This is a genomic window from Pseudomonas sp. NPDC089428 (assembly GCF_044749325.1).
Taxonomy (GTDB): Bacteria; Pseudomonadota; Gammaproteobacteria; order Pseudomonadales; family Pseudomonadaceae; genus Aquipseudomonas.
Window position 1 is genome coordinate 58496 of sequence record NZ_JBIVHT010000011.1, and the last position, 23823, is coordinate 82318.

The 23823-nt window shown below is 65.4% G+C and carries 20 protein-coding genes; 17 read left to right on the plus strand and 3 right to left on the minus strand.

The window, feature by feature from the left end:
• Positions 1-18 precede the first annotated feature (18 nt).
• The 7 genes from ACIPZ5_RS19640 (at position 19) to ACIPZ5_RS19670 (ending at position 9528) form a co-directional block, all read left to right on the plus strand.
• Positions 19-1329: a citrate-proton symporter gene (locus ACIPZ5_RS19640; protein ID WP_313712411.1), complete on the plus strand. Its 1311-nt coding sequence runs from the start codon at positions 19-21 to the stop codon at positions 1327-1329.
• Positions 1326-2783 (plus strand): amidase, encoded by a 1458-nt coding sequence (locus ACIPZ5_RS19645; protein WP_400810208.1) that lies wholly within the window; start codon positions 1326-1328, stop codon positions 2781-2783. Before ACIPZ5_RS19640 ends, ACIPZ5_RS19645 begins: the two co-directional genes overlap by 4 nt.
• A 69-nt stretch (positions 2784-2852) precedes the next feature.
• On the plus strand, positions 2853-3626 hold the full coding sequence (locus ACIPZ5_RS19650; RefSeq protein WP_400810210.1) for an IclR family transcriptional regulator: 774 nt from the start codon (positions 2853-2855) through the stop codon (positions 3624-3626).
• A gap of 189 nt (positions 3627-3815) precedes the next feature.
• Positions 3816-4472: an ABC transporter ATP-binding protein gene (locus ACIPZ5_RS19655; protein ID WP_400810211.1), complete on the plus strand. Its 657-nt coding sequence runs from the start codon at positions 3816-3818 to the stop codon at positions 4470-4472.
• A complete protein-coding gene (locus tag ACIPZ5_RS19660) occupies positions 4472-6919 on the plus strand; it encodes an ABC transporter permease (protein WP_400810213.1) in 2448 nt (815 codons plus the stop codon). Before ACIPZ5_RS19655 ends, ACIPZ5_RS19660 begins: the two co-directional genes overlap by 1 nt.
• Entirely contained in the window at positions 6909-7973 is a 1065-nt protein-coding gene (locus ACIPZ5_RS19665; protein ID WP_400810214.1) for a lipocalin-like domain-containing protein, read from the plus strand. Before ACIPZ5_RS19660 ends, ACIPZ5_RS19665 begins: the two co-directional genes overlap by 11 nt.
• 181 nt (positions 7974-8154) lie before the next feature.
• A complete protein-coding gene (locus tag ACIPZ5_RS19670; protein WP_400810216.1) occupies positions 8155-9528 on the plus strand; it encodes a hypothetical protein in 1374 nt (457 codons plus the stop codon).
• Between the two features lie 137 nt (positions 9529-9665).
• On the opposite strand, the gene ACIPZ5_RS19675 is transcribed toward ACIPZ5_RS19670, so the two are convergent.
• The gene (locus tag ACIPZ5_RS19675) at positions 9666-10544 is read right to left on the minus strand and encodes a helix-turn-helix domain-containing protein (RefSeq protein ID WP_400810217.1); all 879 of its coding nucleotides are present in this window, start codon (positions 10542-10544) and stop codon (positions 9666-9668) included.
• A 177-nt stretch (positions 10545-10721) separates the two neighbouring features.
• Here ACIPZ5_RS19675 and ACIPZ5_RS19680 point away from each other — a divergent pair, with 177 nt between their 5' ends.
• The 4 genes from ACIPZ5_RS19680 to ACIPZ5_RS19695 all read left to right on the plus strand — a co-directional run bounded on the left by ACIPZ5_RS19680 (position 10722) and on the right by ACIPZ5_RS19695 (position 15069).
• Entirely contained in the window at positions 10722-11549 is an 828-nt protein-coding gene (locus ACIPZ5_RS19680; RefSeq protein WP_400810219.1) for an SDR family NAD(P)-dependent oxidoreductase, read from the plus strand.
• Entirely contained in the window at positions 11546-13264 is a 1719-nt protein-coding gene (locus tag ACIPZ5_RS19685; protein ID WP_261944175.1) for an FAD-dependent oxidoreductase, read from the plus strand. Before ACIPZ5_RS19680 ends, ACIPZ5_RS19685 begins: the two co-directional genes overlap by 4 nt.
• The gene (locus ACIPZ5_RS19690; RefSeq protein WP_313712402.1) at positions 13264-13593 is read left to right on the plus strand and encodes an NIPSNAP family protein; all 330 of its coding nucleotides are present in this window, start codon (positions 13264-13266) and stop codon (positions 13591-13593) included. Before ACIPZ5_RS19685 ends, ACIPZ5_RS19690 begins: the two co-directional genes overlap by 1 nt.
• A 126-nt stretch (positions 13594-13719) precedes the next feature.
• A complete protein-coding gene (locus ACIPZ5_RS19695; protein WP_400810221.1) occupies positions 13720-15069 on the plus strand; it encodes an MFS transporter in 1350 nt (449 codons plus the stop codon).
• A gap of 137 nt (positions 15070-15206) precedes the next feature.
• Here ACIPZ5_RS19695 and ACIPZ5_RS19700 read toward each other — a convergent pair whose 3' ends face one another.
• Together ACIPZ5_RS19700 and ACIPZ5_RS19705 are read right to left on the minus strand one after the other, a co-directional pair.
• The gene (locus ACIPZ5_RS19700) at positions 15207-16202 is read right to left on the minus strand and encodes an aldo/keto reductase (RefSeq protein WP_400810223.1); all 996 of its coding nucleotides are present in this window, start codon (positions 16200-16202) and stop codon (positions 15207-15209) included.
• Between the two features lie 99 nt (positions 16203-16301).
• Positions 16302-17153 (minus strand): LysR family transcriptional regulator, encoded by an 852-nt coding sequence (locus ACIPZ5_RS19705; protein ID WP_400810225.1) that lies wholly within the window; start codon positions 17151-17153, stop codon positions 16302-16304.
• A 90-nt stretch (positions 17154-17243) separates the two neighbouring features.
• Between ACIPZ5_RS19705 and ACIPZ5_RS19710 the strand changes: the two genes are divergently transcribed.
• From ACIPZ5_RS19710 to ACIPZ5_RS19735, 6 genes are all read left to right on the plus strand, one after another.
• Positions 17244-18155 carry a LysR family transcriptional regulator gene (locus tag ACIPZ5_RS19710; protein ID WP_400810272.1) on the plus strand — a complete coding sequence of 304 codons (912 nt, stop codon included), beginning with the start codon at positions 17244-17246 and terminating at the stop codon, positions 18153-18155.
• 98 nt (positions 18156-18253) lie between these two features.
• On the plus strand, positions 18254-19174 hold the full coding sequence (locus tag ACIPZ5_RS19715; protein WP_261944186.1) for a hydroxymethylglutaryl-CoA lyase: 921 nt from the start codon (positions 18254-18256) through the stop codon (positions 19172-19174).
• Positions 19174-20376 (plus strand): CaiB/BaiF CoA transferase family protein, encoded by a 1203-nt coding sequence (locus ACIPZ5_RS19720; protein ID WP_400810227.1) that lies wholly within the window; start codon positions 19174-19176, stop codon positions 20374-20376. Before ACIPZ5_RS19715 ends, ACIPZ5_RS19720 begins: the two co-directional genes overlap by 1 nt.
• Entirely contained in the window at positions 20377-20901 is a 525-nt protein-coding gene (locus tag ACIPZ5_RS19725; protein ID WP_400810229.1) for a gamma carbonic anhydrase family protein, read from the plus strand.
• A 67-nt stretch (positions 20902-20968) separates the two neighbouring features.
• Positions 20969-22285 (plus strand): MFS transporter, encoded by a 1317-nt coding sequence (locus ACIPZ5_RS19730; RefSeq protein WP_400810231.1) that lies wholly within the window; start codon positions 20969-20971, stop codon positions 22283-22285.
• A gap of 41 nt (positions 22286-22326) precedes the next feature.
• The gene (locus tag ACIPZ5_RS19735) at positions 22327-23610 is read left to right on the plus strand and encodes an OprD family porin (protein WP_400810232.1); all 1284 of its coding nucleotides are present in this window, start codon (positions 22327-22329) and stop codon (positions 23608-23610) included.
• Positions 23611-23823: the final 213 nt, after the last annotated feature.

Sequence of the window (23823 nt, forward strand, 5' to 3'; positions counted from 1 at the left end):
GAAGATGGAGTGTTCCGCATGCAGATTTCCAATACAGGCGCGTCGCGTACCCGGCAAGTGGTCGCGGCGGTCATCGGCAATGCGCTGGAGTGGTATGACTTTATCGTGTACGGCTTTCTGGCGAGCATCATCGCCCGCCAGTTCTTCCCCTCGGATGACGAATACGCCTCGCTGCTGATGGCCCTGGCCACCTTTGGCGTGGGCTTTTTCATGCGCCCGGTGGGCGGGGTGCTGCTGGGCGTGTATTCCGACCGCAAGGGGCGCAAGGCGGCGATGCAGCTGATCATCCGCCTGATGACCGTGTCGATCGCCATGATCGCCTTCGCCCCCAACTACCTGGCCATCGGCATGGGCGCGCCGCTGCTGATCGTGGTCGCGCGCATGCTGCAGGGCTTTGCCACCGGCGGCGAGTACGCCAGCGCCACGGCGTTTCTGGTGGAGAGCGCGCCGGCCAACCGCAAGGGCCTGTATGGTTCGTGGCAGCTGGTGGGGCAGTGCCTGGCGGTGTTTTCCGGGGCGGCGATGGTCGCGCTGGTCACCCACCTGTGCACGCCCGAGGCGCTGGACAGCTGGGGCTGGCGGATTCCGTTCGTGCTCGGCCTGCTGATCGGCCCGGTGGGGCTGTGGATTCGCAAGCACATGGAAGAGCCCGAGGAGTTTCTGCAGGCGCGCAAGCAGGCCAAGGGCCAGGCGCCGAGCCTGTGGCAGGTGCTGCGTGAGCACCGCCGCAGCCTGCTGGTGTCGATGGGCCTGGCCTGTGGCGCGACGGTGTCGTTCTACGTGGTGCTGGTGAACATGCCGACCTTCGCCCACAAGAACCTCGGCCTGCCGCTGGACCAGGTGCTGCTGGTGCAGATGCTCGCGGTGGGCCTGATGACCGTGGTGATTCCGCTGTCCGGCGCGCTGTCGGACCGGCTCGGCCGGCGGCCGGTGCTGATGGCCTTCACCCTGGCGTTCTTTGTCATGGTCTACCCGCTGTATGTGTGGGTGGCTGCGGCGCCCTCGATCGAGCGCCTGCTGGTGATGCAGCTGCTGCTGTGCAGCGCCATCGGCGGCTTCTTCGGCCCTGCGCCGACCGCGCTGGCCGAGCAGTTCCCGGTCGAGGTGCGCTCAACCGGCGTGTCGGTGGCCTACAACGTGGCGGTGATGGTGTTCGGTGGCTTTGCCCCGCTGATCGTCACCTGGCTGAGCAAGGTGCTCGGCACCCCGGTGGCGCCATCGTTCTACGTGCTGTTCGCCTGCCTGCTGACTTTGCTCGGCACCTATTGCCTGAAAGAAGCACCGCGCGCCGGCAAGGCCGTCGCCTACAACCTTGGAGTAAAACCGTGAACGCGTTAGCTATCGACCCAATCGTCGCCCTCGACGCCGAGGCCCTGTCCCGGGCCATTCATGCCCGCCAGGTGGCGTGCCGCGAGGTGATGCAGGCTTACCTGGGCCATATCGAGCGTTGCAATCCGCAGGTCAACGCGCTGGTGTCGCTGCGCGCAGGGGAGGAGTTGCTGGCCGAGGCCGAGGCCTGCGACCGCGAACTGGCGCGCGGCCAGTCCCGTGGCTGGATGCATGGCATGCCCCAGGCGATCAAGGACCTGGCCGCCACGGCCGGGCTGCGTACCACGCTGGGTTCGCCGCTGTTCGCCGAGCAGGTGCCGGCACACGACGCCATCAGCGTGGCGCGGGTGCGGGCGAGCGGGGCGATCATCATCGGCAAGAGCAATGTGCCGGAATTCGGCCTGGGTTCGCAGAGCTACAACACGCTGTTCGGCACCACCACCAATGCCTACGACCACAGCCGCGTGGCCGGGGGTAGCAGCGGTGGCGCCGCGGCGGCGCTGGCCATGCGCTTGCTGCCAGTGGCCGATGGCAGCGACATGATGGGCTCGCTGCGCAACCCGGCGGCGTTCAACAACGTGTTCGGCCTGCGCCCGTCGCTGGGGCGGGTGCCCTATGGGCCGACGCCTGAGTTGTTCGTCCAGCAACTGGCCACCGAGGGGCCGATGGGGCGCAGCGTGACCGATGTCGCTCGCCTGCTGACGGTGCAGGCCGGCCATGATGCGCGGGTGCCCTTGTCGCTCAATGACGGCGGGCGGGATTTCGCGGCGGGGCTGCAGCGTGACTTCAAGGGGGCGCGCATCGGCTGGCTAGGCGACTACGACGGTTACCTGCCGATGGAAGATGGGGTGCTGGGCCTGTGCGAAGCCGCCCTGGCCGATTTCGCCGAGCTGGGCTGCGTGGTCGAAGCTTGCCAGCCCGCCTTTGATCTGGCGCGGTTATGGCAATGCTGGCTGACGCACCGCCACTTCCTGGTGCACGGCAACCTGGCGGCGGCCTATGCCGACCCAGCCAAGCGGGCGCTGCTCAAGCCCGAGGCGCAATGGGAAGTGGAGGGTGGCCTGCAGCTCAGCGCCGCTGCTGTGTATCAGGCGTCGCTGGACCGCAGCGCGTGGTACCTGGCAATGGGCAAATTGTTCGAGCGTTACGATTTCTTGCTGCTGCCTGCGGCCCAGGTGTTCCCTTTCGACGCAGCCGAGGCGTGGCCGAAGGTGGTCGGGGGGCGGACCATGGACACCTACCACCGCTGGATGGAGGTGGTGATCGGGCCGACCCTGGCTGGCTTGCCGAGCATGAGCGTGCCGGTCGGTTTCAATGCCGCCGGGCTGCCCACGGGCCTGCAGATCATAGGCCCGGCCCAGGCCGACCATGCCGTGCTGCAGCTGGCCTATGCACATGAACAGCTGACCCGCTGGGTGGAACGGCGCCCGCCGCCGAGCCTGTTGCCACGTTGAGGGGGCTGGCCCGGCCCGTATCTTGCTGGGCATGATGACCATCCACGCACAGACAGGGAGGTCGGAAACATGGGCACAGCGACAGACAGCGGCGGCGTGCGCTCGGTGGAGCGTGCGCTGGCCATCGTCGAACTGCTTGGCGAGCATCAGGCCCTCGGCCTGGAAGAGCTGCATTACCTCACCGGGCTGCCCAAGGCCACGGCTTCGCGCATGCTCGCCACCTTGCAGGAGCAGGGCTGGGTCTACCGTGGGCTCAGCGACCGGCGCTACCGCCTGTGCGCCCGCCGCCTGTTCGGCGACCGCCAGCAGCGCTTCAAGCGCCAGCTGGTGGAAAGCGCCGCGCCGCTGTTGCTGGATCTTAGCGAGCGCACCGGGCTGGTGGTCGACCTGTCGTGCTTCGATGGGGAGCGGCTGGAGGTGATGGAAAGCGCGATTCCCCAGGTACTGCGCAAACGTTACCCGAACAACTGCCAGATCGTCGGCCAGCATGCCAGCCTGTTCCATTCGGCGATGGGCCGGGCGTGCCTGAAGGAGTTGGCGGTAGATGAAGTGCAGCGCCTGGCCCAGCATGAGCGGGTAGGCGGTGAAGCGCTGCTGCGTGACCTGGAAGGGGACGCGCAGAAGGGCTTCGGGCAGCGTACCGAGGGGTATTGGGAGTATCCGGTGCGCTTGCCGTTCCTGATCCGGGCGATTGCCTTGCCGGTGCGGGTGCAGGGGCAACTGGCCGGGAGCATTGCCTTGCACTGGCCGCTGGACCAGGCGCCGGTGGAGCAGGTGTTGAGTTTGCACCTGAACAGCTTGGCGGCGACCGTGGGGGAGGTTCAGCATGCGTTGGTGAACTAGGTCGCCTGTGCCAGCCTCTTCGCGGGTAAACCCGCTCCAACAGGTACCGCACGGACTTCAAGACTGTGGTGATCCTGTGGGAGCGGGTTTACCCGCGAAGAGGCCAGAACAGGCGACCTATGTATTTGCCAGCAAGCGCTATTTGCAGCTATGCCTTAGGTCTGACCTCACCAAAAGGCCAAAGCCCCCATGTTGGTCATCGAGCAATTGCAAAAATCTTTCCCTACCGCCCAGGGCCCGCTCCAGGTCCTGCGCGGCGTCGACCTGACGCTCTCCCACGGCAGCAGCCTGGCGCTGATGGGTGAATCCGGCAGCGGCAAGAGCACCTTGCTGCACCTGGTCGCCGGCCTCGACCGCGCCGACAGCGGGCGCATCCTCATCGACGGCACCCCCCTGCATGGCCAAGGCGAAGCCGCCCTGGCCCGCTGGCGACGCGAGGGCATCGGCCTGGTATTCCAGCAGTACAACCTGATCAGCAGCCTCGACGTGGCAGCCAACCTGGCCTTCCAGGCGCGCCTGGCCAAGCGCCACGACCCGCAGTGGCTGGCCTACCTGGCCGAGCGCCTGGGGCTGACCGCCTTGCTCGAGCGCTACCCGGAGCAGCTGTCCGGCGGCCAGCAGCAACGGGTCGCCATCGGCCGGGCACTGGCCAGCCGACCAGCGTTGTTGCTCGCCGACGAGCCCACCGGCAGCCTCGACGAAGCCAGCAGCGACGAGGTGCTGGCCTTGCTCCTGCAACTGGTCGGCGACGCCGGCAGCAGCGTGCTGATGGTGACCCACAGCCCGCGCCTGGCCGCTTGCCTGCAGCGCCGCTGCGTGCTGCACCAGGGCCGGGTGCAAGGCTGATGAACAACCTGCTGCTCACCCTGCAGGCACTGGGCAGCCACTGGGGGCGCCACCGCTTGCAGTGCATCAGCGTCTTTACCGGCCTGTGGCTGGCCACGGCGTTGTGGACCGGTGTACAGGCCCTCAACGCCCAGGCGCGCAGCGACTATGCCCAGGCCAGCGCCGTATTGAGCGGGCCGGCGCAGCGGCAGATCGTTGCCCGCGACGGGCAGCGTTTCGACCAGGCGCTGTATGTGCAGCTGCGCAGGCAAGGCTGGCACGTGACGCCGGTGCTGGAGGGGCGCTTGCGCCTGGCCGGTGAGCCAGCCGTTGCCATCAGGCTGATCGGCATCGAGCCACTGAGCCTGCTGCCCGGCATGGCCGTCGCAGGTGCCGACCCGGCGAGCTTCGATCTGCAGGCTTTCATCGGCATACCAGGGCAAGCCTGGGTCGGGCCGGATACCCTGCGCCAATTGGCGGGCAAGCGGCGCACGGCGGATGGCCAGGCGTTGCCGCCACTGGCCCTGAATGAGCAATTGGCGCCGGGTGTGCTGCTGGTGGATATCGGCGTGGCCCAGGCCTTGCTCGATGCGCCGGGCCAGCTGTCGCGGCTGATCAGCGACACCGACCGGCCGTTGCCACAGGCCTTCGCCGAGCGTTTGAAGGTCCAGCCGCCGGACGATGACAGCGACCTGCAACGCCTGACCGCGAGCTTTCATCTCAACCTGACGGCCCTCGGTTTGCTGGCCTTCGTGGTCGGGCTGTTCATTGCCCATGCCGCCATCGGTTTGGCGCTGGAGCAGCGGCGCGGCCTGATGCGCACCTTGCGAGCTTGCGGCGTGAGCCTCAAGGTGCTGCTGGCGGCGTTGGCCCTGGAGCTGGGAGCATTCGCCGTGGTCGGCGGCCTGGCGGGCGTGGCGGCGGGTTACCTGCTGGCCGCGCTGTTGCTGCCCGACTTCGCCTCCAGCCTGCGCGGCCTGTATGGTGCCCAGGTCTCCGGGCAGCTGCATCTGCCGCTGTACTGGTGGCTGGTGGGCATCGCCGTGAGCCTGCTCGGCGCCTTGCTGGCGGGCATCGACAGCCTGTTGCGTGCAGCGCGGTTGCCGTTGCTGGCGTTGGCTCAACCGCAAGCCTGGCGGTTGGCCCAGCGGCCCTGGTTGCAGCGCCAGGCGTGGGTTGCCGCAGCCCTGGCGTTGCTGGCCTTGGGCTGCGGCGCCTTCGGCAACAGCCTGCCGAGTGCCTTCACCCTGCTGGCCGCCCTGTTGCTGGCGGCCGCATTGCTGTTGCCGGGCACGCTGGCCCTGTTGCTGGCTGGCCTGGCGCGGCATGCCCGGCGGCCGCTGGCGCAGTGGTTCGTCGCCGACAGCCGCCAGCAGTTGCCGGCGCTGAGCCTGGCGCTGATGGCGCTGCTGTTGGCATTGGCCGCCAGCGTCGGGGTGGGTGGCATGACCGAAGGTTTCCGCCGCACCTTCGTCGGCTGGCTCGACCAGCGCCTGGCTGCGGACCTGTATGTCACACCCCGCGACAGCACGCAGGCGCTGCAGATGTACCAACACTTGCAGCAGGCCCCCGACATCGATGCCGTGCTGCCAAGCTGGCGAGTGGAGTGGCGCCTGCAGCGGTGGCCGGTGCAGATGCAAGGGGTGAGTGATCATCCGTTCTACCGCAGCCACTGGCCGCTGCTGGAGCAGGCTCCGGACGCCTGGGCGCAGGTGGCCAACGGGCAGGGCGCCATGCTCAGCGAACAATTGGCGCGGCGCCTAGGTGTAGGCATCGGCGATACCGTGCAACTGCCGGGCGAACCGCCACAGGCTATGCGGGTGGTGGGCATTCACGCCGACTACGGCAACCCGAAAGGGCATGTACTGGTCAATGCCGACTGGCTGCGCCAGCACGCGGCGACGGCCAGCCTGAGCGGTCTGAGCCTGCTGATCCGGCCTGGGCAGGTTGCCAAGGTCAAGGACGCGTTGCAGCAGCGCTATGGCCTGGACGAATCGCAATTGGTCGAGCAGGCCAGCCTCAAAGCCTGGTCGACGCAGATATTCAGCCGTACCTTCGCCGTCACCGCAGCCCTGAACAGCCTCACCCTCGGTGTGGCTGGCGTGGCGCTGTTCATCAGCCAGCTGACCCTGGGCCAGCAGCGCCTGGGGCAGCTGGCACCGCTGTGGGCGCTGGGCGTGCCGCGCCGCTGGCTGGCCTGGCTGAGCCTGGGCCAGACGCTGATGCTCAGTGCCTTCACCGTGCTGCTGGCCATCCCCCTCGGGTTGCTGCTGGCCTGGTGCCTGGTGGCGGTGGTGAACGTTCAGGCATTCGGTTGGCGGCTGCCCTGGCACGTGTTTGCCAGCCAGCTGCTGCAACTGGCCGCGCTTGGCGTGCTGACCAGCCTGCTGGCCAGCGCCTGGCCGTTGTGGCAACTGACGCGGCGCCAGCCGAGTGAGTTGTTGCGGCGGTTTGCCGATGAAGGTTGAAACCTGGCTGTTGCTGGCCTGCCTGCTGCTGGCCGGGTGTGACACGCCTGCGCCGCCGGCCAGCGGTTATGCCGGCCTCGGCGCGCAGGCGGCGGCGTTCAAGCAGGTCACGCGTGACACCGCGCTGGTGTTCCCCCGCGACCACGGCGCCCACGACGGCTATCGCATCGAATGGTGGTATGTCACCGCCAACCTGCGCGATGCCCAGGGCCGCGACTGGGGCGTGCAATGGACGCTGTTCCGGTCAGCCCTGCGCCCCGGCCCCGAAACCCACGGCTGGAACAGCCCCAACCTGTGGATGGGCCATGCCGCCCTGACCGACCCGGGCGGCCACCAGGTGAGTGAAACCCTGGCCCGTGGCGGCATCGGCCAGGCTGGCGTCGAGACCGGGCTGTTCCGGGCGTGGATCAACGACTGGTCGCTGCAAGGTGACGACAACCTCCAGCGCTTGCAGATGCGTGCTGGCGGCCAGGGCTTTGGCTATGACCTGACCCTGGCGAGTGACAAGCCGCTGGTGCTGCACGGCGACCGGGGTTACAGCGAAAAGTCCGGCAAGGGCCAGGCTTCGTACTATTACAGCCAGCCGTTCTACCAGGTCAGCGGCGAGGTCGAGCGGGACGGGCAGCGCATTCCGGTAAGCGGCCAGGCCTGGCTGGACCGGGAGTGGAGCAGCCAGCCGTTGGCGGCAGGGCAACGCGGCTGGGACTGGTTTTCGCTGCACCTGGGCAGTGGCGCCAAGCTGATGCTGTTTCAGGTGCGTGAGGACCAGGGGCAGCCGTACCGGGCGGGTACCTGGGTTGGGCCTGACGGGGAGGTACGGGCGTTACAGGGGGCTGAGGTCGAGCTGACGCCTCTGGACTGGACAAGCCAGGCCAACGGTAAGCGCGTACCGACCCGCTGGCGGGTTCAGCTGCCCGCGGTGCAGCTGGATGTGCAAGTCGAGGCGTTGCAGCCCAAGGCCTGGATGGGCACCCGATTTCCTTACTGGGAAGGGCCGGTGCGGGTGAGTGGCAGCGCACAAGGGCGGGGGTATCTGGAGATGACCGGGTACTAGCGCCGAAGAATCGACGAAGACGAATGTAGGGTTCATTTCGCGGTTATGCTGGAAAGTCTGTCAGCACCTGGTAAATCTGCCAGTAGCGCGCTTTTGCACCTGTGAGCAAATTAAGCCATCACCTGATACAGCGCAGCAATGCGCTGAATGGCTTACTCACTCGAAGAGACGGTGCTCGATAATGCGTTTGCTAATGTGCCTGTTGTTTGTCATCGCAAGCTGTTTGACGGGATATTGGATTCTGCTGCGCCCTTCCGTACCTGTACGCCCTGTTGCAGAAACCCAAGTTCTTTTGCTGGCAACAGCAAAGTCGCCATTGCTGGTCGAACTGAACCAACGCGGCGCACGAGCAGTAGAGCAACTCAAACGCTGGTATGACTCCACCACCGATGATTGTGGCGGGCCAGACAAGCCGAGCTACCTGTGCAGCGGTATCGCTCTGCGCGCCACCGCCACCAGCCCGGATTCGCTGCCATGGGATCCCAGTGAGAAGCATATCGACAAAGGCAGCATCGCGTTTTCCTGGGTCCGCCGTGACAGCAACTTTGGCCGCCCCTTTGATAGGGCGAACGGGTTCTTGTTGCCACCCCCTCAGGGCGTGCCGGAAGGCAAGATCAACAACCTTGAAGTACTGTGTACCTTTCCCACCGACGGCAATACGGACGTGCGCGAAGCTGCACAGGGGTGCGGCCCTCGCGAAGGGCTCGAAAGTACAACTGATGCCTGCCAGAAGGTGAGCATAACGAGTGCGGACGATTGGCTGAGAAGGTACAGCGTTGAGGATGTGAAGAGGGCGTGGATTTGCGGTTGGGACCTTCGCGAAAAACCGGCAAACATGAGAGCCGAATGGTTTGACATGGCAATTGAAGTAAGAGCAGGCCTGGTGGGTGAGACGTGGATGGGGTTCAACGAGATATTATTGCCCGTCTGGCCATCGGGCAGCGGGGCCAAGCTACCAGTGCAGGCATTCTTCTATGTCGAAGGTGATCAACAAGCGCAGGTGAAGGCGCAGTATGACCAGATTCGCTACGAACGGTATGCCCAGTCAATCCCTGTCATTCGCACGAAGTTTCCAACTGACGAGGATCAGGTCATGGTGTTTACCTACGCCGAAGAGGATCAGGCCGTGGGGCGACCTGTTCCCGAACCTAACATTGATTTCGAATCCGAACCGGTGGGTGAACGTAATGATTTTGTTGTTGACGGTGTCACGTTCTTAATGGCTAACCGCGGTGGCATCAGCGATGATAAGTATGTGGGCCAAGAGCTGATTAAGCTTAAGCACTTAGCGTTCGAGCATTACATTCATTTTTTATTGCCGGGCAAGGGGCGGCGTAAAGTACGATATAACTGGGGTTGCAACGATTACTGTATGAGATATACGACCATTGCGGAAAATCAGAAAGTCCTTTCGGTGGAGCCCGAACTGCGCTATGGGACCGATGAGTTTATTATCGACGGCCCAGAAATAGTGACGGTTTATATTGATGACGGAGGTGAAGACAAGCGCATGGTGCTGGACAATCTCGAGGTAAGCGCACTGCCAGTCGAATAGCCAGTACCAGCAGCCGTGACTGGACATGTGAGCCTCGTCGCTGGCAAGCCCGCTCTAACAGGTACCACGCGTCTCAAGTGTGAGACCGTCGTTGTGGGAGCGGGCTTGCCCGCGAAGAGGCCGGCACAGGCAGCGGACTACCCGGGCTTTTTACCGCGAAACTCACTTGGGCTCACGCCGCACTGCTTGCGAAAGAACCGGCTGAAATACCCCACATCGGCAAACCCCAGTTCATGGGCAATCGCCTTCACACTCGCATCCGAATGCCCCAGCACCCGCTTGGCCTCCAGCACCAGCCGGGCATTGATCACAGTCATCGGGGTCATCCCCAGGTGCTCCTGGCACAGGCGCCCCAGCGTCGCCAAGGTCATGCCCAGTTCACTGGCATAGAAGCCCAATGGCCGGTGCTCGCGGTAATGCCTGTCCACCAGCTCGCGAAACCCGGTCAGTTGCTGGCTGCGCCGTGACGCGGGGCGATGTGCCGGGTCGAGTGCCTGCTGGGCATGGCGCAAGGCCTGGATCAGCAGGGTGAGCAGCAGCGCCATGCTGCTGGCCACGTGCTCACGGGCGCGGTTGTGGTATTCCTCGCGCAGGGCAAAGCACAGCGGCAGCAACGGGTCGTCTTCGGTGGGCCAATGGGGCAGGGCGATGACCTGGGGTCTGTGCAGTGGCGCCAGCAGATTGGGGGCGAGCACCTGGGCGATGCTCTCCAGCGGTGGCTGGGCGGCGGTGATCACCTGGCCTTCGACCTCGCCGGCCCAGTGAAAGCCGTGCACCACCTGCGCCGGCACATACACCACACAGGGTGCGCAGACTTGCACGCGCTCGCTGTCGAACAGCACTTCGCCGCTGCCGCTCTGCAGGTACAGCAGCTGCAGCAGGCCGTCGTGGCGGTGCGCGGCGATTTCCCAGTTGTACGCGCCGGAGCGCTGGGAGATCTGCTCCACATGCAGGGATTCGTGCCACACCGGCTGTGCGGTTTCGCCGTACAGGGCGTAGTTGGGGATCTTGTTCATGTTGTTGTAATTGTTCTGATCGCTACCCGGCCACTGTGCCACAGCCAGGCACAGGCTTCAGGTGCCGGTCACAAAATTGACCGGAATGTGGCGACGCTTGCAGGTTTTGTCCATTCTGCCGGCCTGCCCCTCGGCCCTAGGCTGTTCGCCAGATCAAGCGACACTCTGGAGAGCGGCATGCATAACAACAAGATTTCCTCCAACTGGCTGGGCCTGGATTCAGCCGTTTGCGTGGTCACCGGCGCGGCCGGTGGCATCGGTGCGGCGCTGGCCGCGGCACTGGTCGAGCAGCAGGCCCATGTGGTGCTGCTGGACCGTGACGTTGACAAGTGCCGCGAGCTGGCTGCCAGCCTGGGCGAGCACAGTGTCGGTGAAGTCAGTGCGCTGGCCTGCGATATCGCCGACCCGGCCAGCGTCGAGCAGGCTGCCGCCCAGGTGCAGGCGCTGCATGGCCGCTGCGACGTATTGGTGAACAATGCCAGCGTGCTGCGCCCAGGGGCGCTGGAAACACTGAGCCTGGAGCAGTGGAACCAGGTGCTGGCGGTCAACCTCAGCGGCTACCTGCTGTGCGCACAAGGCTTCGGCCGCGCGATGCTTGCCCGTGGCCAGGGGCGTATCGTGCATGTGGCGTCGATTGCGGCGCATTACCCGCAACCCAACAGCGGTGCCTATAGCGCAGCCAAGGCCGGGGTCAGCATGCTGTCGCGGCAGATCGCCGTCGAGTGGGGGCCGCGCGGGGTGCGCAGCAACGCCGTGTGCCCGGGGCTGATTCGCACGCCGCTGTCAGCGGCGTTCTATGCCGACCCGCAGGTCGAACGCCAGCGCAGCGCGATGACCGCCAACCAGCGCATCGGCGAGCCACAGGATATCGCCGATGCCGTGCTGTTCCTCGCCAGCCCGCGCGCCGACTACATCAATGGCGCCGAACTGACCGTGGATGGTGGCCTGGAGAGCATGCCCATGGCGCTGATCCCGCGCCCCGGCTTCGAGGGGGTCAAGGCATGAACACGCGCAGCTGCGATGTGCTGGTGATCGGTGCCGGGGCTGGTGGCCTGGCGACGGCGATCACGGCGAAAAAGCACGGTTTGGACGTGCTGGTGATCGAGAAGGACGACTGCTTCGGCGGCACCACGGCGTTTTCCGGTGGCGTGCTGTGGGTGCCAGGCAACCGGCATGACCAGAATCACAGCCATGAGCAGGCGTTGACCTACTTGCGCAATGAAACCGGCGCCTGTTTCGATGCGGCTGGGGTCGAAGCGTTCTTGCGACATGGGCCGCAGATGGTGGAGTTTTTCGAGCGCGAGACCACGGTCAAGTTCGTCCCCACGCTGTACCCGGATTACCACCCGCAGGCCGAGGGCGGTGCCGATATCGGCCGCTCGATCCTGGCCGCACCGTATGATATCCGCGGCCTTGGGGCGGACATGGCACGGCTGCGCCCGCCGCTGAAAACCATCACCTTCATCGGCATGATGTTCAATTCGTCGAACGCCGACCTCAAGCACTTCTTCAACGTCACCCGTTCGCTGACCTCGTTCGGCTACGTGGCCAAACGGCTGCTGACCCACTTCAAGGAACTGCTGCTGTACCGCCGCGGCACCCAGGTCACCAGTGGCAATGCCCTGGCGGCGCGGCTGGTGAAGTCGGCGCTGGACCTGGGCATCCCGATCCTTACCGGCACCCCGGCGCGGCAGCTGCTGCGCGAAGGCGGGCGGGTGAGCGGGGCACTGGCCCAGCAGCAGGCGGGCGAGTTGCGCATCGAGGCGCGCCGGGGCGTGGTGCTGGCGTGCGGGGGGTTCTCCCATGACCTGCAGCGCCTGAAACAGGCTTACCCGCATGTGCGCCGGGGCGGCGAGCACTTTTCGCCGGTGCCAGCGGGCAACACCGGCGACGGTGCACGCATGGCCGAGGCCCTGGGTGGCAAGGTGGACATCCGCCTGCAGGCAGCGGCGGCGTGGATGCCGGTCTCGAAGGTGCCGATGGCAGGTGGCAAGCAGGTGGCCTTTCCGCACCTGCTCGATCGCTACAAGCCTGGGGTGATTGGCGTGCTGCGCAGCGGCAAGCGCTTCACCAATGAATCCAACTCGTATCACGATGTCGGCGCGGCGCTGATCGAGGCCTGTGCCGAGCAGCCGGAAACTGCCATGTGGCTGGTCTGCGACCGGCGCACCCTGGCCAAGTACGGCCTGGGCTACGCCAAGCCTGCGCCGATGCCGCTGGGGCCACTGTTGCGTAACGGTTATCTGCTCAAGGGCAACACCCTCGCCGAGCTGGCGGCCAAGGCGGGTATCGATGGCCAAGGCCTGGAGCGTACGGTGCGCGAGTACAACCTGGGTGCGGTGCACGGCGAGGACCGGCAATTCGGCCGTGGCAGCACCACGTTCAACCGCTACCTGGCCGACCCACAACAACAGCCCAACCCGTGCGTGGCGCCGCTGGGTGACGGGCCGTACTTTGCGGTGAAGGTGGTGATGGGCGACCTGGGCACGTTCGATGGTATCCGTACCAGTGTGGTCGGCGAGGTGCTCGATGGCGAACGGCGCGCCATCACCGGGCTGTACGCGGTGGGCAACGACCGCGCCAGCATCATGGGCGGCAATTACCCCGGCGCTGGCATCACCCTGGGGCCGATCATGACCTTCGGCTACATTACCGGGCGGCACCTGGCCGGGGTCGAGCAGGGGCTGGCCAGTGCCGATCAGACGCGGGAGGTGGCGTGATGGACAAGGCGATTGTCGACCACCGTATCTACACCATCCGGCCGCGCGGCATGGCCGCGTTTCTCGAAGCTTTCGAGCAGCTGGCGATGCCCATCCTGCGCCGGCACCTGGGGACACCGCTGGGGTTCTACGTCAGCAGCATCGGGCCGCTGAACCAGGTGGTGCACCTGTGGGGGTATGACAGCCTGGCGGATTTCGAGCGGCGTAGCGCGGCGCGCGATGCCGACCCGGATTTTGCCGCGTACCTGCAGGCCACCCGCGACCTGGTGGTGGCGCAGGAGACGCGGATCATCAAGCCAGTGCGCTTGCGCAATAGCTTGATGAGTTGACTGGGCCCCTGTGGGAGCGGGTTTACCCGCGAAAGCGGTGGTGGATTCAACGACGCATTCGCGGGTGAACCCGCTCCCACAAATACCGCGCATTACCCCCAATAAAAACAACAAGAGGTCAGGTAAATGAACCATCCCATCGACATACGTCAATTGATCGACCAGCAACCCATCGGCGCCTACCAGAAATGGGTAGTCTTCCTCGGTTTCCTGATCATCGCCCTGGACGGTCTGGACGTCGCCATCATCGGTTTCATCGCCCCCCAGCTGAAAAGCGAATGGCAGCTAGGCGCCCAGGCCCTCGGCCCGGTGCTCAGTGCCGCGCTGATCGGCCTGGCCCTCGGCGCCCTGGTCGCAGGCCCCTTGGCCGACCGTTACGGGCGCAAGGCGGTGCTGCTTGGCAGCGTGCTGCTGTTCGGCCTGTGGACCCTGGCCTCGGCCTTTTCCCCCGACCTGGAAACCCTGGTGGCGCTGCGCTTTCTGACTGGCCTGGGTCTGGGCGCGGCGATGCCCAACGCCAGTACCCTGGTCAGCGAATACGCCCCGGCGCGCAGCCGCTCGCTGCTGATCACCCTGGCCTTCTGCGGTTTCTCGCTGGGGGCGGCGCTGGGTGGCTTCGTCAGCGCCTGGATGATCCCCAACCTGGGCTGGCGCAGCGTGCTGGCGCTGGGCGGGGTGTTGCCGCTGCTGGTCTTGCCATTGCTGTGCTGGCGCCTGCCCGAGTCGGTGACCTTCCTGGTCAGCCAAGGCGCCGACCCGCAGCGTGTCCGGCGCATCGTCCAGCGCCTGGCACCGGCACACTGCGGCCCCGACAGCACCTTCGTGGTACCCGCCATCAGCGCGCACAAGGGCGGCGCCATCGGCACCATCCTCTCTCCCCGCTATCGCTTCGGCACACTGATGCTGTGGACGGGCTACGTGCTGGCGCTGTTCCTGGTCTACCTGTTCAGCGGCTGGCTGCCGACCCTGGTGAAGGAGGGTGGTGGTTTTTCGGTGTCGCAAGCGGCCATCGTCACGGCCTGCTTCCAGATCGGCGGGCCGGTCGGCGCGATTTCGGTGGGCTGGGCCATGGACCGCTGCCACCCGCAGCGGGTGCTGATGTTGACCTTCTTGTTCAGTGGGGCGGTGATTTTCGCGATTGGCCAGGTGGCCGGCGATTTCGCCTGGCTGTGCGCCATCGCCTGGGCCGTGGGCTTTGGCCTGAACGGCGCGAGCGTGGGCATGAATGCGCTGGCGGCGTTCTACCCAACCGAGGCGCGCGCTACCGGCGCCAGCTGGATGAGTGGCATTGGCCGCTTCGGTGCCATTCTCAGTGCCTTTGCCGGTGCGCAGATGCTGGCGCTGGGCTGGAGTTTCGCCCAGGTGTTCGCCTCGCTGCTGCTGCCGGCGGGGCTGGCGGCACTGGCGGTGTTGCTGCAGGGTTGGCGCGCAAATTCAGCAAGGAGTACAGATGTACTCCATTCGTCGCGAGGATAATCAGAGTCAGATCGGCAGCGCTGTATGGCTGTGCGGGCCTCTTCGCGGGTAAACCCGCTCCCACAGGATCACCACAAAGCTGAAGATGATGCGGTCCTTGTGGGAGCGGGTTCACCCGCGAAGAGGCCAGTGCAGGCTTACTTGAACCCTGTCACTGCATGCGGCACATAGGGCGCTTCCAGCCGGGCGATTTCCGCGTCGCTCAGCTGGAACGCCAACGCCGCAATCGCATCATCCAGCTGTGCCACCTTCGAGGCCCCGACAATCGGCGCCGACACCCCGCGCTTGCCCAGCACCCAGGCCAGCGCCACCTGCGCCATCGGCACGCCGCGCTCACCGGCGATCTGCTCGACCACATCGATCACCCGGCCATCTTCCACTTCGGTCTTCTCGTAGAACGACTGCCCGGAAATATCGGTACGGGTACGTGCGGTCTGCTGCCCATGCGGCCGGGTCAGCCGGCCGCGGGCCATCGGGCTCCAGGGCATCAGGCCGACACCCTGGTCGAGGCACAGCGGGATCATCTCGCGCTCTTCCTCGCGATAGATCAGGTTGAGGTAGTTCTGCATCGACACGAAGCGGCTCCAGCCGTTGCTGGCCGCCACTTGCTGGGCCTTGGCGAACTGCCAGGCATACATCGACGACGCGCCGATGTAGCGCGCCTTGCCGGCCTTGACCACGTCGTGCAGGGCTTCCATGGTCTCTTCGATGGGCGTGTGGTAGTCCCAGCGGTGGATCTGGTACAGGTCGACATAATCGGTGCCCAAGCGGGCCAGGCTGGCGTCGATGTTGGCCATGATCGCCTTGCGCGACAGGCCCTGCTCGTTGGGGCGGGTGCTGCCTTCCCACATGTTGGCGGGGAAGAACACCTTGGTGGCGATCACCGTTTCCTCGCGGCGGGTGAATTCCTTGAGCGCCTTGCCGAGGATGATCTCCGAGGTGCCGGCCGAGTAGCTGTTGGCGGTGTCGAAGAAGTTGATGCCTTGCTCGACGGCGTGGCGGATGATCGGGCGGCTGTCGGCTTCGCCCAGGGTCCAGGGGTGGGTACCGGCATCCGGTTCGCCAAAGGTCATGCAGCCCAGGCACAGTTTCGAGATGTCCAGGCCGGTGTTGCCCAGTTTGACGTATTGCATCCGCTGCTCCTCAGTGATCGGTTGTGCGATGCAGGGAAGCTTAGCGGTGGTGGCCAGCTGCGAAAATCCCGAATCGGTGCAGGCGTAATCCGCAAAAAATCACAAGCGCAGCAGCGGCTTGACCTGTTGCTGCAGGAAGTCGGTGACGGCCTTGATGCGCGGGGTGTTGCGAACGTCCTCGTGCACGGCCAGCCAGATCTCGATGCTCATCTGCTGTTGGTCCTGACCGGCGACCTCCAGGCCATGCTCCTGCGCCATGAATGCCGGCAGGCAGGCGATGCCAACCCCGCCGGCAGCCGCCTGGGCCTGGATGCGCAGGTCGTTGCTCTGCAGCACCAAGGGCGGGTTGCCGGTCTGGCTGAGCAGCCACTGCTGCTGCGGCGACTTGGCCTGGGATTCGTCATAGCCGATGTAGCGGGGCGCGCCCGTGCTGCGCAGGTAGGCGGGCGCGGCGTACAAGCGGTAATCCAGATACCCCAGCAGGCTGGCCACCAGCGTCGGCTCGGTGGGCCTGGCCAGGGTGATACTGATATCGGCTTCACGGCGGGCCAGCGAGGCCCGCGACTTGCTGCCGACCAGTTTCAGGTGCAGTTGCGGGTAGCGCTGCAACAGCGTACCCAGGCGCCGGGCAATGATGCTACCGAGCAACGCAGGCGGCGCGGCCAGCACCACTTCGCCTTCCACTTGCTGTTGCCCGGCATTGGCGAAGTGCTCCAGGGCGAACGACGACTGGCTCATCCGTTCGGCGTATTCGCCGACGCGGCGGCCTTCCTCGGTCAGCGCGTAGGCCCTGGGGCGGCGGTCGACCAGCTTGAGGTTCAAGGCGGCCTCCAGCGCGGCGATGCGCCGGGCCACGGTGGCGTGGTCGACAGCCAGCTGCCTGGCCGCAGCCGACAGCGAACCGGTGTTGATGAAGGCGGAAAAATGGCGCAGGTCTTCCCAATCGAACATGGCGGGCCTCTGAAGTAGAGGGGGCATGATACGGCCTTATGCCGCCCGGCAGGTGCTAGGATGACTGCCATTTGCGCAATGGGTACCGCCATGCAGCCCCTCGATCACCTGTCGTTGCACCTGTTCATCGTGGTCTGCGAAGCCGGCACCATCGCCCGTGCCAGCGAGCGGGCATTCATGGCGCCATCGGCGGTCAGCAAGCGGATTTCGGATATCGAAGCGCGTTTTGGCACGGCGTTGCTCAAGCGCAGCAAGCGCGGCGTCGAGCCGACCCCTGCGGGCCTTGCGCTGTTGCGCCATGCCCGTGGCCTGACCCGGGCCATGGAGCGCCTGGACAGCGAGTTGAGCGAGTACGCAGAAGGCGCCCGCGGGCATGTGCGGGTGCTGGCCAACGTGTCGTCGATCATGGAGTTCCTGCCTGAAGAGTTGTCGGCGTTCATGCTCGACAACCCGCTGATCCAGGCCGATATCGAAGAACGTTTCAGCCCTGATGTGGTACGTGGGGTGGCTGAAGGCAGTGCCGACCTGGGCATCTGCCGCAAGTCGATGGCCGTCGGCGATCTGGAGTTCGTGCCGTACCGGCAGGATCATCTGGCCGTGGTGGTTGGCGTCGATCACCCGCTGGCCGGGCGGGCCAGCATCGCGTTCGAAGAGACGCTGGATTACGAACACCTGGGTTTGTCGGCATTCGCCACGCTCAACACGTTCATGCGCAACAGCGCCGAGGCGGCGGGCAAGGAACTGCGCTTTCGCTCGTACGTGTCGTCGTTCGATGCGGCCTATCGCCTGGTGCAGTTTGGCCTGGGCCTGGCGGTGTTTCCGCAGGAGGCGGTGGCGCGCTATGCGCAGCTGTTCGACCTGCGGGTGATTCCACTGACCGATGACTGGGCGCTGGGCGAGTTCGTCATCTGCATGCGCGACCGTCATGCCTTGAGCCTGTCTGCGCGCCGCTTGCTGGACCATTTGCTGCTGCGCGCGCCGGCCTGGCAAACAGGCAATTGATCCATCGTGGCTGGCGATGGATCAGCCCGTGAAACACGTCTTTTCTGCCCGCCGTGCTGCTCTTAGTCTGGCCCCACGCTTCAGACAGAGAGACCCCGATGACAACAATAACCCTCAATGAAGTCGGTATGCGCGATGGCCTGCAGAGCCTGCACACGGTGATGCCGACCGCCGCCAAGCTGCGCTGGATCGACAGCGCCTATGCCGCCGGCGTGCGCCATATGGAAGTCGCCTCGTTCGTGCCGGCCCGGTTGCTGCCGCAGATGGCCGACGCCAGGCAGGTGGTGGCCCACGCCCTGACTTACCCCGACCTGCTGGTGACAGTGCTGGCGCCCAATCTGCGCGGTGCGCAGGATGCGCTGGAGTCCGGCGCCCAGCGTATCGTCGCGCCGGTATCGGTCAGTACCGCCCACAGCCTGGCCAACGTGCGCCGCACGCCGCAGGAAATGGTCGAGGAACTGGGGCGCATGTGCCAGCTGCGCAGCGAGCTGGGGCGTCACGATGTGCAGATGATCGCCGGCATGTCGGTGGCCTTTGGTTGCACCCGCCAGGGTGATGTGCCATTGGCCGATTTGTGCGAGCTGACTCGCCAGGTGATCGAGGCGGGCTGCGACCTGGTCTCGCTGGGCGACACTACCGGCTACGCCAACCCCGGCCAGGTGGCAACGGTGATCCAGGCCGTGCGAGGCATTGCCGGTGAGCGCCTGCGCGCCGCGCACTTCCACGACACCCGTGGCCTGGCCCTGGCCAACAGCCTGGTGGCGGTGCAGCAGGGTATTCGCGAGCTGGATGCATCGCTTGCCGGCCTTGGCGGTTGCCCGTTCGCACCGGGAGCGTCGGGTAACACGGTGACCGAAGACCTGGTGTTCATGCTGCACAGCATGGGCCTGGACACCGGTATCGACTTGCCAGCGCTGATCGCCACACGCCAGTTGCTGCGTGAGGCCTTGCCGGATGAACCGCTCTACGGCGCTATCGCCCGCGCCGGGTTGCCGCTCAATTACCCAGGAATCGCATAATGTCCAGACTCCCCTTGGACGGCATTCGTGTCGTCGAGATTTCGCACATGGTCATGGGCCCCACCTGCGGCATGATCCTCGGTGACCTGGGTGCCGAAGTGATCAAGATCGAACCCACCCGGGGTGACGGTACGCGCCGGTTGCTGGGGGCGGGGGCAGGGTTCTTCCGCACCTTCAACCGCAACAAGCAATGCATCGCCGTCGATCTCGACACGCCCCAGGGCCGTGAGGCGGTGCTGGCGCTGATCGACACCGCTGACGTGTTCATCGAGAACTTCAAGCCCGGGCGCATGCTCAAGCTGGGCCTGGACCATGCCGCGTTGCGCCAGCGCAACCCGCGGCTGATCTACGCCTCGCACAAGGGCTTCCTCAGTGGCCCGTACGACAACCGCCTGGCCCTGGACGAGGTGGTGCAGATGATGGCCGGCCTGGCCTACATGACCGGCCCGGTGGGCCGCCCGCTGCGCGCCGGCAGTTCGGTGAACGACATCATGGGCGGCATGTTCGGCGCCATTGGTGTACTGGCCGCGCTCAACGAGCGCAACACCACGGGGCTTGGCCGTGAAGTGCAGAGCGCGCTGTACGAGAACTGCGTGCTGCTCGCGGCCCAGCACATGCAGCAGTACGTGGTGACGGGCCAGGCGGCGGCGCCGATGCCCAACCGCATCAGCGCCTGGGCCATCTACGATGTGTTCACGTTTGCGGGTGGCGAGCAGATGTTCGTTGCCGCCACGGGTGAGGGCCAGTGGCATGCCCTGTGCCAGCTGCTGGGCCAGACCGCCTTGCTCGATGACCCGACGTTGGCCAGCAACAATGACCGGGTATTGCAGCGGCCGCGGCTGCTGGCGCACCTTGCCGAGGTGTTCGCCAACCTCGATGCCCGGCAATTGGCTGTGGAACTGGAGGCCAATGACATTCCGTTCGCGCCGATCCGCCGCCCGGAAGAGCTGTTCGATGACCCGCACCTGACCCAGAGCGGTGGCCTGGCTGACCAGCTGCTGGAGGATGGCAGCAGCACGCCGATGCCTTTGCTGCCGTTGTCGCTGGACGGCCAGCGCCTGCAGCCGCGCCGGCCGATCCCGCGCATTGGCGAACACACGTACAAGGTCATGCGCGAGCTGGGTTACAGCGATGAGCACATCGCCGAACTGTGCGCGGCTGGCGTGCTGAAAACCGACGATCAGGACCAGGGAGTGCGCTGAATGGCGATCTATCGATACGACACGCTGGCGCCGGCCATTCACCCGCAAACCTTCATTGCCGAGGAGGCCACAGTGATTGGCGACGTCACCCTGGAGCAGGGCGTCAGTGTGTGGCCGCAGGCGGTGCTGCGCGGTGACAACGCGCCAATCCGCATCGGCCAGCACAGCAACGTCCAGGAAGGGGCGGTGCTGCATGCCGACCCGGGCTTTGCCCTGACCGTGGGCGGCAACGTCACCATCGGCCACCAGGCCATGCTGCACGGCTGCAGCATCGGCGATGGCGCGCTGGTCGGGATCCAGGCGGTGATACTCAACGGTGCGGTCATCGGCCGCAACTGCCTGGTCGGTGCCGGCGCTATCGTCACCGAGGGCAAGGTGTTCCCCGACAACTCGCTGATCCTCGGGGCGCCGGCCAAGGTGGTACGGGAGCTGAGCCCAGAAGCCATCGCTGGCCTGCAGGCCAATGCCGCCGAGTACGCGCGCAAGGGCCAGGCCTTCAAGGACAAGCTCGTGCGCATTGCCTGACGCGTTGCACGCGGTGCCCACCTGGGGCGCCGTCGCTCTCCAATAATTACAAGAATGGAGATCCACCATGGTTGCCCTGACCGGCGAAGTGGCGCGCGAGCGCGCCGACAGCCACATCGATGAACTGCTGCTGTACCGCCGTGTGGCCTGGCGCATCATGCCGCTGGCCATCATCTGCTTTCTGTTTTCCTACTTTGACCGCATCAACATCAGCTTTGCCAAGACCCAGATGCAGGCTGAGCTGGGCCTGAGCGATGCCGCCTATGGCCTGGCCGCCAGCATGTTCTTCATCGGCTACGTGCTGTTCGAAGTGCCGAGCAGCCTGGGCCTCAAGCGCTACGGAACGCCGGCGTGGATCTGCCGGATCATGGTGTCCTGGGGCTTGGCCACGGCGGCACTGGTGTTTGCCTACACCCAGTACACGCTGTACTTCCTGCGCTTTCTGATCGGGGTGATGGAGGCCGGGTTCGGGCCGGCGATCCTGTTCTACCTGGCCTGCTGGTTCCCCAGGAAACACCTGGCGAAGATGAACGGCCTGTGGTTCCTCGCCGTGCCCCTGGCAGGTGCCGTGGGCGGGCCGGCAGCGGGCTTTCTGCTGGGGACGATGGATGGCGTGCTGGGCCTGGCCGGCTGGCACTGGCTGTTCCTCATGTCGGGGTTGCCGTGCGTGCTGCTGGGCGGGCTGGTGCTGTGGAAACTGGACCGCGACATCGAGTCGGCCAAATGGCTGAGCCGCCAGGAGAAAGACCTGCTGGCAGAGAACCTGGCCCAGGACCGACGCGTGCAGAAGCCGGTGCTGGGGTCGATCTGGCGGGTACTGCTGACCCGTGAAGTGGCGATCATGGCGTTCATCTACTACGTGGTGAAAACCGCTTCCTACGGCCTGAACTTCTGGATGCCGCACCTGATCAAGTCGTCCGGCGTGCAGGACATGCTCTGGGTCGGTGTGCTGTCGGCACTGCCCTATGCGGTGGCCTGCATCGGCATGGTGCTGCTGACCCGGCGCTCCGACCGCACCGGCGAACGCAAGCGTTACCTGGTGTACTGCCTGCTGGCGTCGGCGCTGGGTTACCTGTTGGCGTGCCTGTACGCGGACTCGTCCTGGGCGATGATGGCGGCGCTGGTGCTGGCCACCGCCGGCACCTTCATCGCCATCCCGATCTTCTGGACCATCCCGCAGTCGACCTTCTCGGGCCTGGCCATTGCCACTGGCACGGCGGCGATCAACTCGGTCGGCCAGTTGAGCGGCATCGTCGCGCCGGTGATGGTCGGCAAGATCAACGACCTTACCGGCAGCAGCTACATGGGCATGTTGTCGATTGCGCCGCTGATCCTGATCGCCTGCCTGGTGGTGATGCGCTACGTCAGGAACCCCAAAGCCTGAGTTCCCCTGCTGTCCAACAAGAACAATAACAAGGCGAAACCATGAACATTTCTCACTCCCAGCGGGCATCGCTGATGCTCGCGGCGCTTGGCTGCGCGTGCCAGGCAGCCCAGGCTGGCTGGGCCGATGACGGCAAGGGCAGCCTGGAGCTGCGCAACTTCTACTTCGACCGCGATTTCCATGGTGATACGGCCAACCAGTCGCGGCGCGGCGAGTGGGCCCAGGGTTTCATGCTCAAGTGGCAGTCCGGCTATACCGACGGGGTTATCGGCTTGGGCCTGGACGCGGCCGGCATGCTGGGCGTCAAGCTCGACTCTGCGCCCGACCGCAGCGGCACCGGGCTGTTGCCGCGAGGCAGTGACAAGCGTGCTGCGGACAACTATGGCAAGGCGGTCGTCACCTTCAAGGCGAAGCTGTCACGGACCGAGCTGCAGGCGGGTGGGTTGAGCCCCCAACTGCCGCTGCTGGCGTCGAATTACAGCCGCCTGTTCCCGCAATGGTTCAATGGGGTGCAGGTGGTCAGCAAGGACCTGGATGATTTCACCTTCACCGTGTTGCAGGTGGATGCTACCAAGCTGCGCGATTCCACCGACTTCGAAGACCTGACGGCGATGGCGCAACAAGGCGCCTATTCAGCGACGGTGAGCAGTGACCGGTTGTATTACGCCGGGGCCGATTACCAACCCTTGAACAACCTGACTTTGAGCGTGCACAGCAGTGAACTCGAAGACCTGTTCCGCCGCGATTTTGCTGGTTTCAAGTACCGCATCGCCCTGGGTCCGGGTGAGGCGTTCACCGAGTGGCGCTGGTTCAACGCCAAGGAACAGGGCCGGGCGTTGCTGGGGGAGGTCGACAACCGCACCTTGAGCACCAACTTCGGCTACAGCCTGCACGGCCACACCTTCAGCGGCGGCTACCAGAAGGTCAGCGGCGCCACCGCCTACGCCTATGTGGGCGGTACTGATACCTACCTGTTCAGTGAACAGCAGGTCAGCACTTTCGCCCTGGCCAACGAGCGTGCCTGGATGCTGCGCTATGACTACAACTTTGCCGCCCTCGGCATCCCTGGGCTGGCATTTAACGTGCGTTATGTGAAGGGTGACCAGGTCGACCCGCAGCGTATCGCCACGGCCAAGGGCAGGGCGCTCGCGGTACAGGACGGCGAGGGTAAGGAGTGGGAGCGGACCACGGACATCACTTATGTGGTGCAATCGGGGCCATTCAGGAACGTGTCGCTGCGCTGGCGTAACGCGAGCATGCGCTCGAATTTTGCCGATGCGGCGGACGAGAACCGGTTGATTGTCGGCTATACCTTCGATTTCTGAGGTGCGGCAGTTCTTCTGTGGGAGCTGCGCTTGGCGGCGATGGGCCGCACAGCGGCCCCAGGGTTGTCGGGGCTTCAAAAATCCTGCAGGTAACAGGCGAGGGCTTTGCCCTCGATCGCCGGCAAGCGCGGCTCCCACAGGGGGCGTGTCAAGGTGCAAGATGTCGCAGGTTCTGAAACCGGTTTCAAAAGATGTCCAAACCAGCTAGATTAC

Bases quoted from the DNA above. Each gene is read 5' to 3' on its own strand.
- ACIPZ5_RS19640 (WP_313712411.1), top strand. From the start codon at position 19: ATGCAGATTTCCAATACAGGCGCGTCGCGTACCCGGCAAGTGGTCGCG.
- ACIPZ5_RS19650 (WP_400810210.1), top strand. From the start codon at position 2,853: ATGGGCACAGCGACAGACAGCGGCGGCGTGCGCTCGGTGGAGCGTGCG.
- ACIPZ5_RS19655 (WP_400810211.1), top strand. From the start codon at position 3,816: ATGTTGGTCATCGAGCAATTGCAAAAATCTTTCCCTACCGCCCAGGGC.
- ACIPZ5_RS19660 (WP_400810213.1), top strand. From the start codon at position 4,472: ATGAACAACCTGCTGCTCACCCTGCAGGCACTGGGCAGCCACTGGGGG.
- ACIPZ5_RS19665 (WP_400810214.1), top strand. From the start codon at position 6,909: ATGAAGGTTGAAACCTGGCTGTTGCTGGCCTGCCTGCTGCTGGCCGGG.
- ACIPZ5_RS19670 (WP_400810216.1), top strand. From the start codon at position 8,155: ATGCGTTTGCTAATGTGCCTGTTGTTTGTCATCGCAAGCTGTTTGACG.
- ACIPZ5_RS19675 (WP_400810217.1), bottom strand. From the start codon at position 10,544: ATGAACAAGATCCCCAACTACGCCCTGTACGGCGAAACCGCACAGCCG.
- ACIPZ5_RS19680 (WP_400810219.1), top strand. From the start codon at position 10,722: ATGCATAACAACAAGATTTCCTCCAACTGGCTGGGCCTGGATTCAGCC.
- ACIPZ5_RS19685 (WP_261944175.1), top strand. From the start codon at position 11,546: ATGAACACGCGCAGCTGCGATGTGCTGGTGATCGGTGCCGGGGCTGGT.
- ACIPZ5_RS19690 (WP_313712402.1), top strand. From the start codon at position 13,264: ATGGACAAGGCGATTGTCGACCACCGTATCTACACCATCCGGCCGCGC.
- ACIPZ5_RS19695 (WP_400810221.1), top strand. From the start codon at position 13,720: ATGAACCATCCCATCGACATACGTCAATTGATCGACCAGCAACCCATC.
- ACIPZ5_RS19700 (WP_400810223.1), bottom strand. From the start codon at position 16,202: ATGCAATACGTCAAACTGGGCAACACCGGCCTGGACATCTCGAAACTG.
- ACIPZ5_RS19705 (WP_400810225.1), bottom strand. From the start codon at position 17,153: ATGTTCGATTGGGAAGACCTGCGCCATTTTTCCGCCTTCATCAACACC.
- ACIPZ5_RS19710 (WP_400810272.1), top strand. From the start codon at position 17,244: ATGCAGCCCCTCGATCACCTGTCGTTGCACCTGTTCATCGTGGTCTGC.
- ACIPZ5_RS19715 (WP_261944186.1), top strand. From the start codon at position 18,254: ATGACAACAATAACCCTCAATGAAGTCGGTATGCGCGATGGCCTGCAG.
- ACIPZ5_RS19720 (WP_400810227.1), top strand. From the start codon at position 19,174: ATGTCCAGACTCCCCTTGGACGGCATTCGTGTCGTCGAGATTTCGCAC.
- ACIPZ5_RS19725 (WP_400810229.1), top strand. From the start codon at position 20,377: ATGGCGATCTATCGATACGACACGCTGGCGCCGGCCATTCACCCGCAA.
- ACIPZ5_RS19730 (WP_400810231.1), top strand. From the start codon at position 20,969: ATGGTTGCCCTGACCGGCGAAGTGGCGCGCGAGCGCGCCGACAGCCAC.
- ACIPZ5_RS19735 (WP_400810232.1), top strand. From the start codon at position 22,327: ATGAACATTTCTCACTCCCAGCGGGCATCGCTGATGCTCGCGGCGCTT.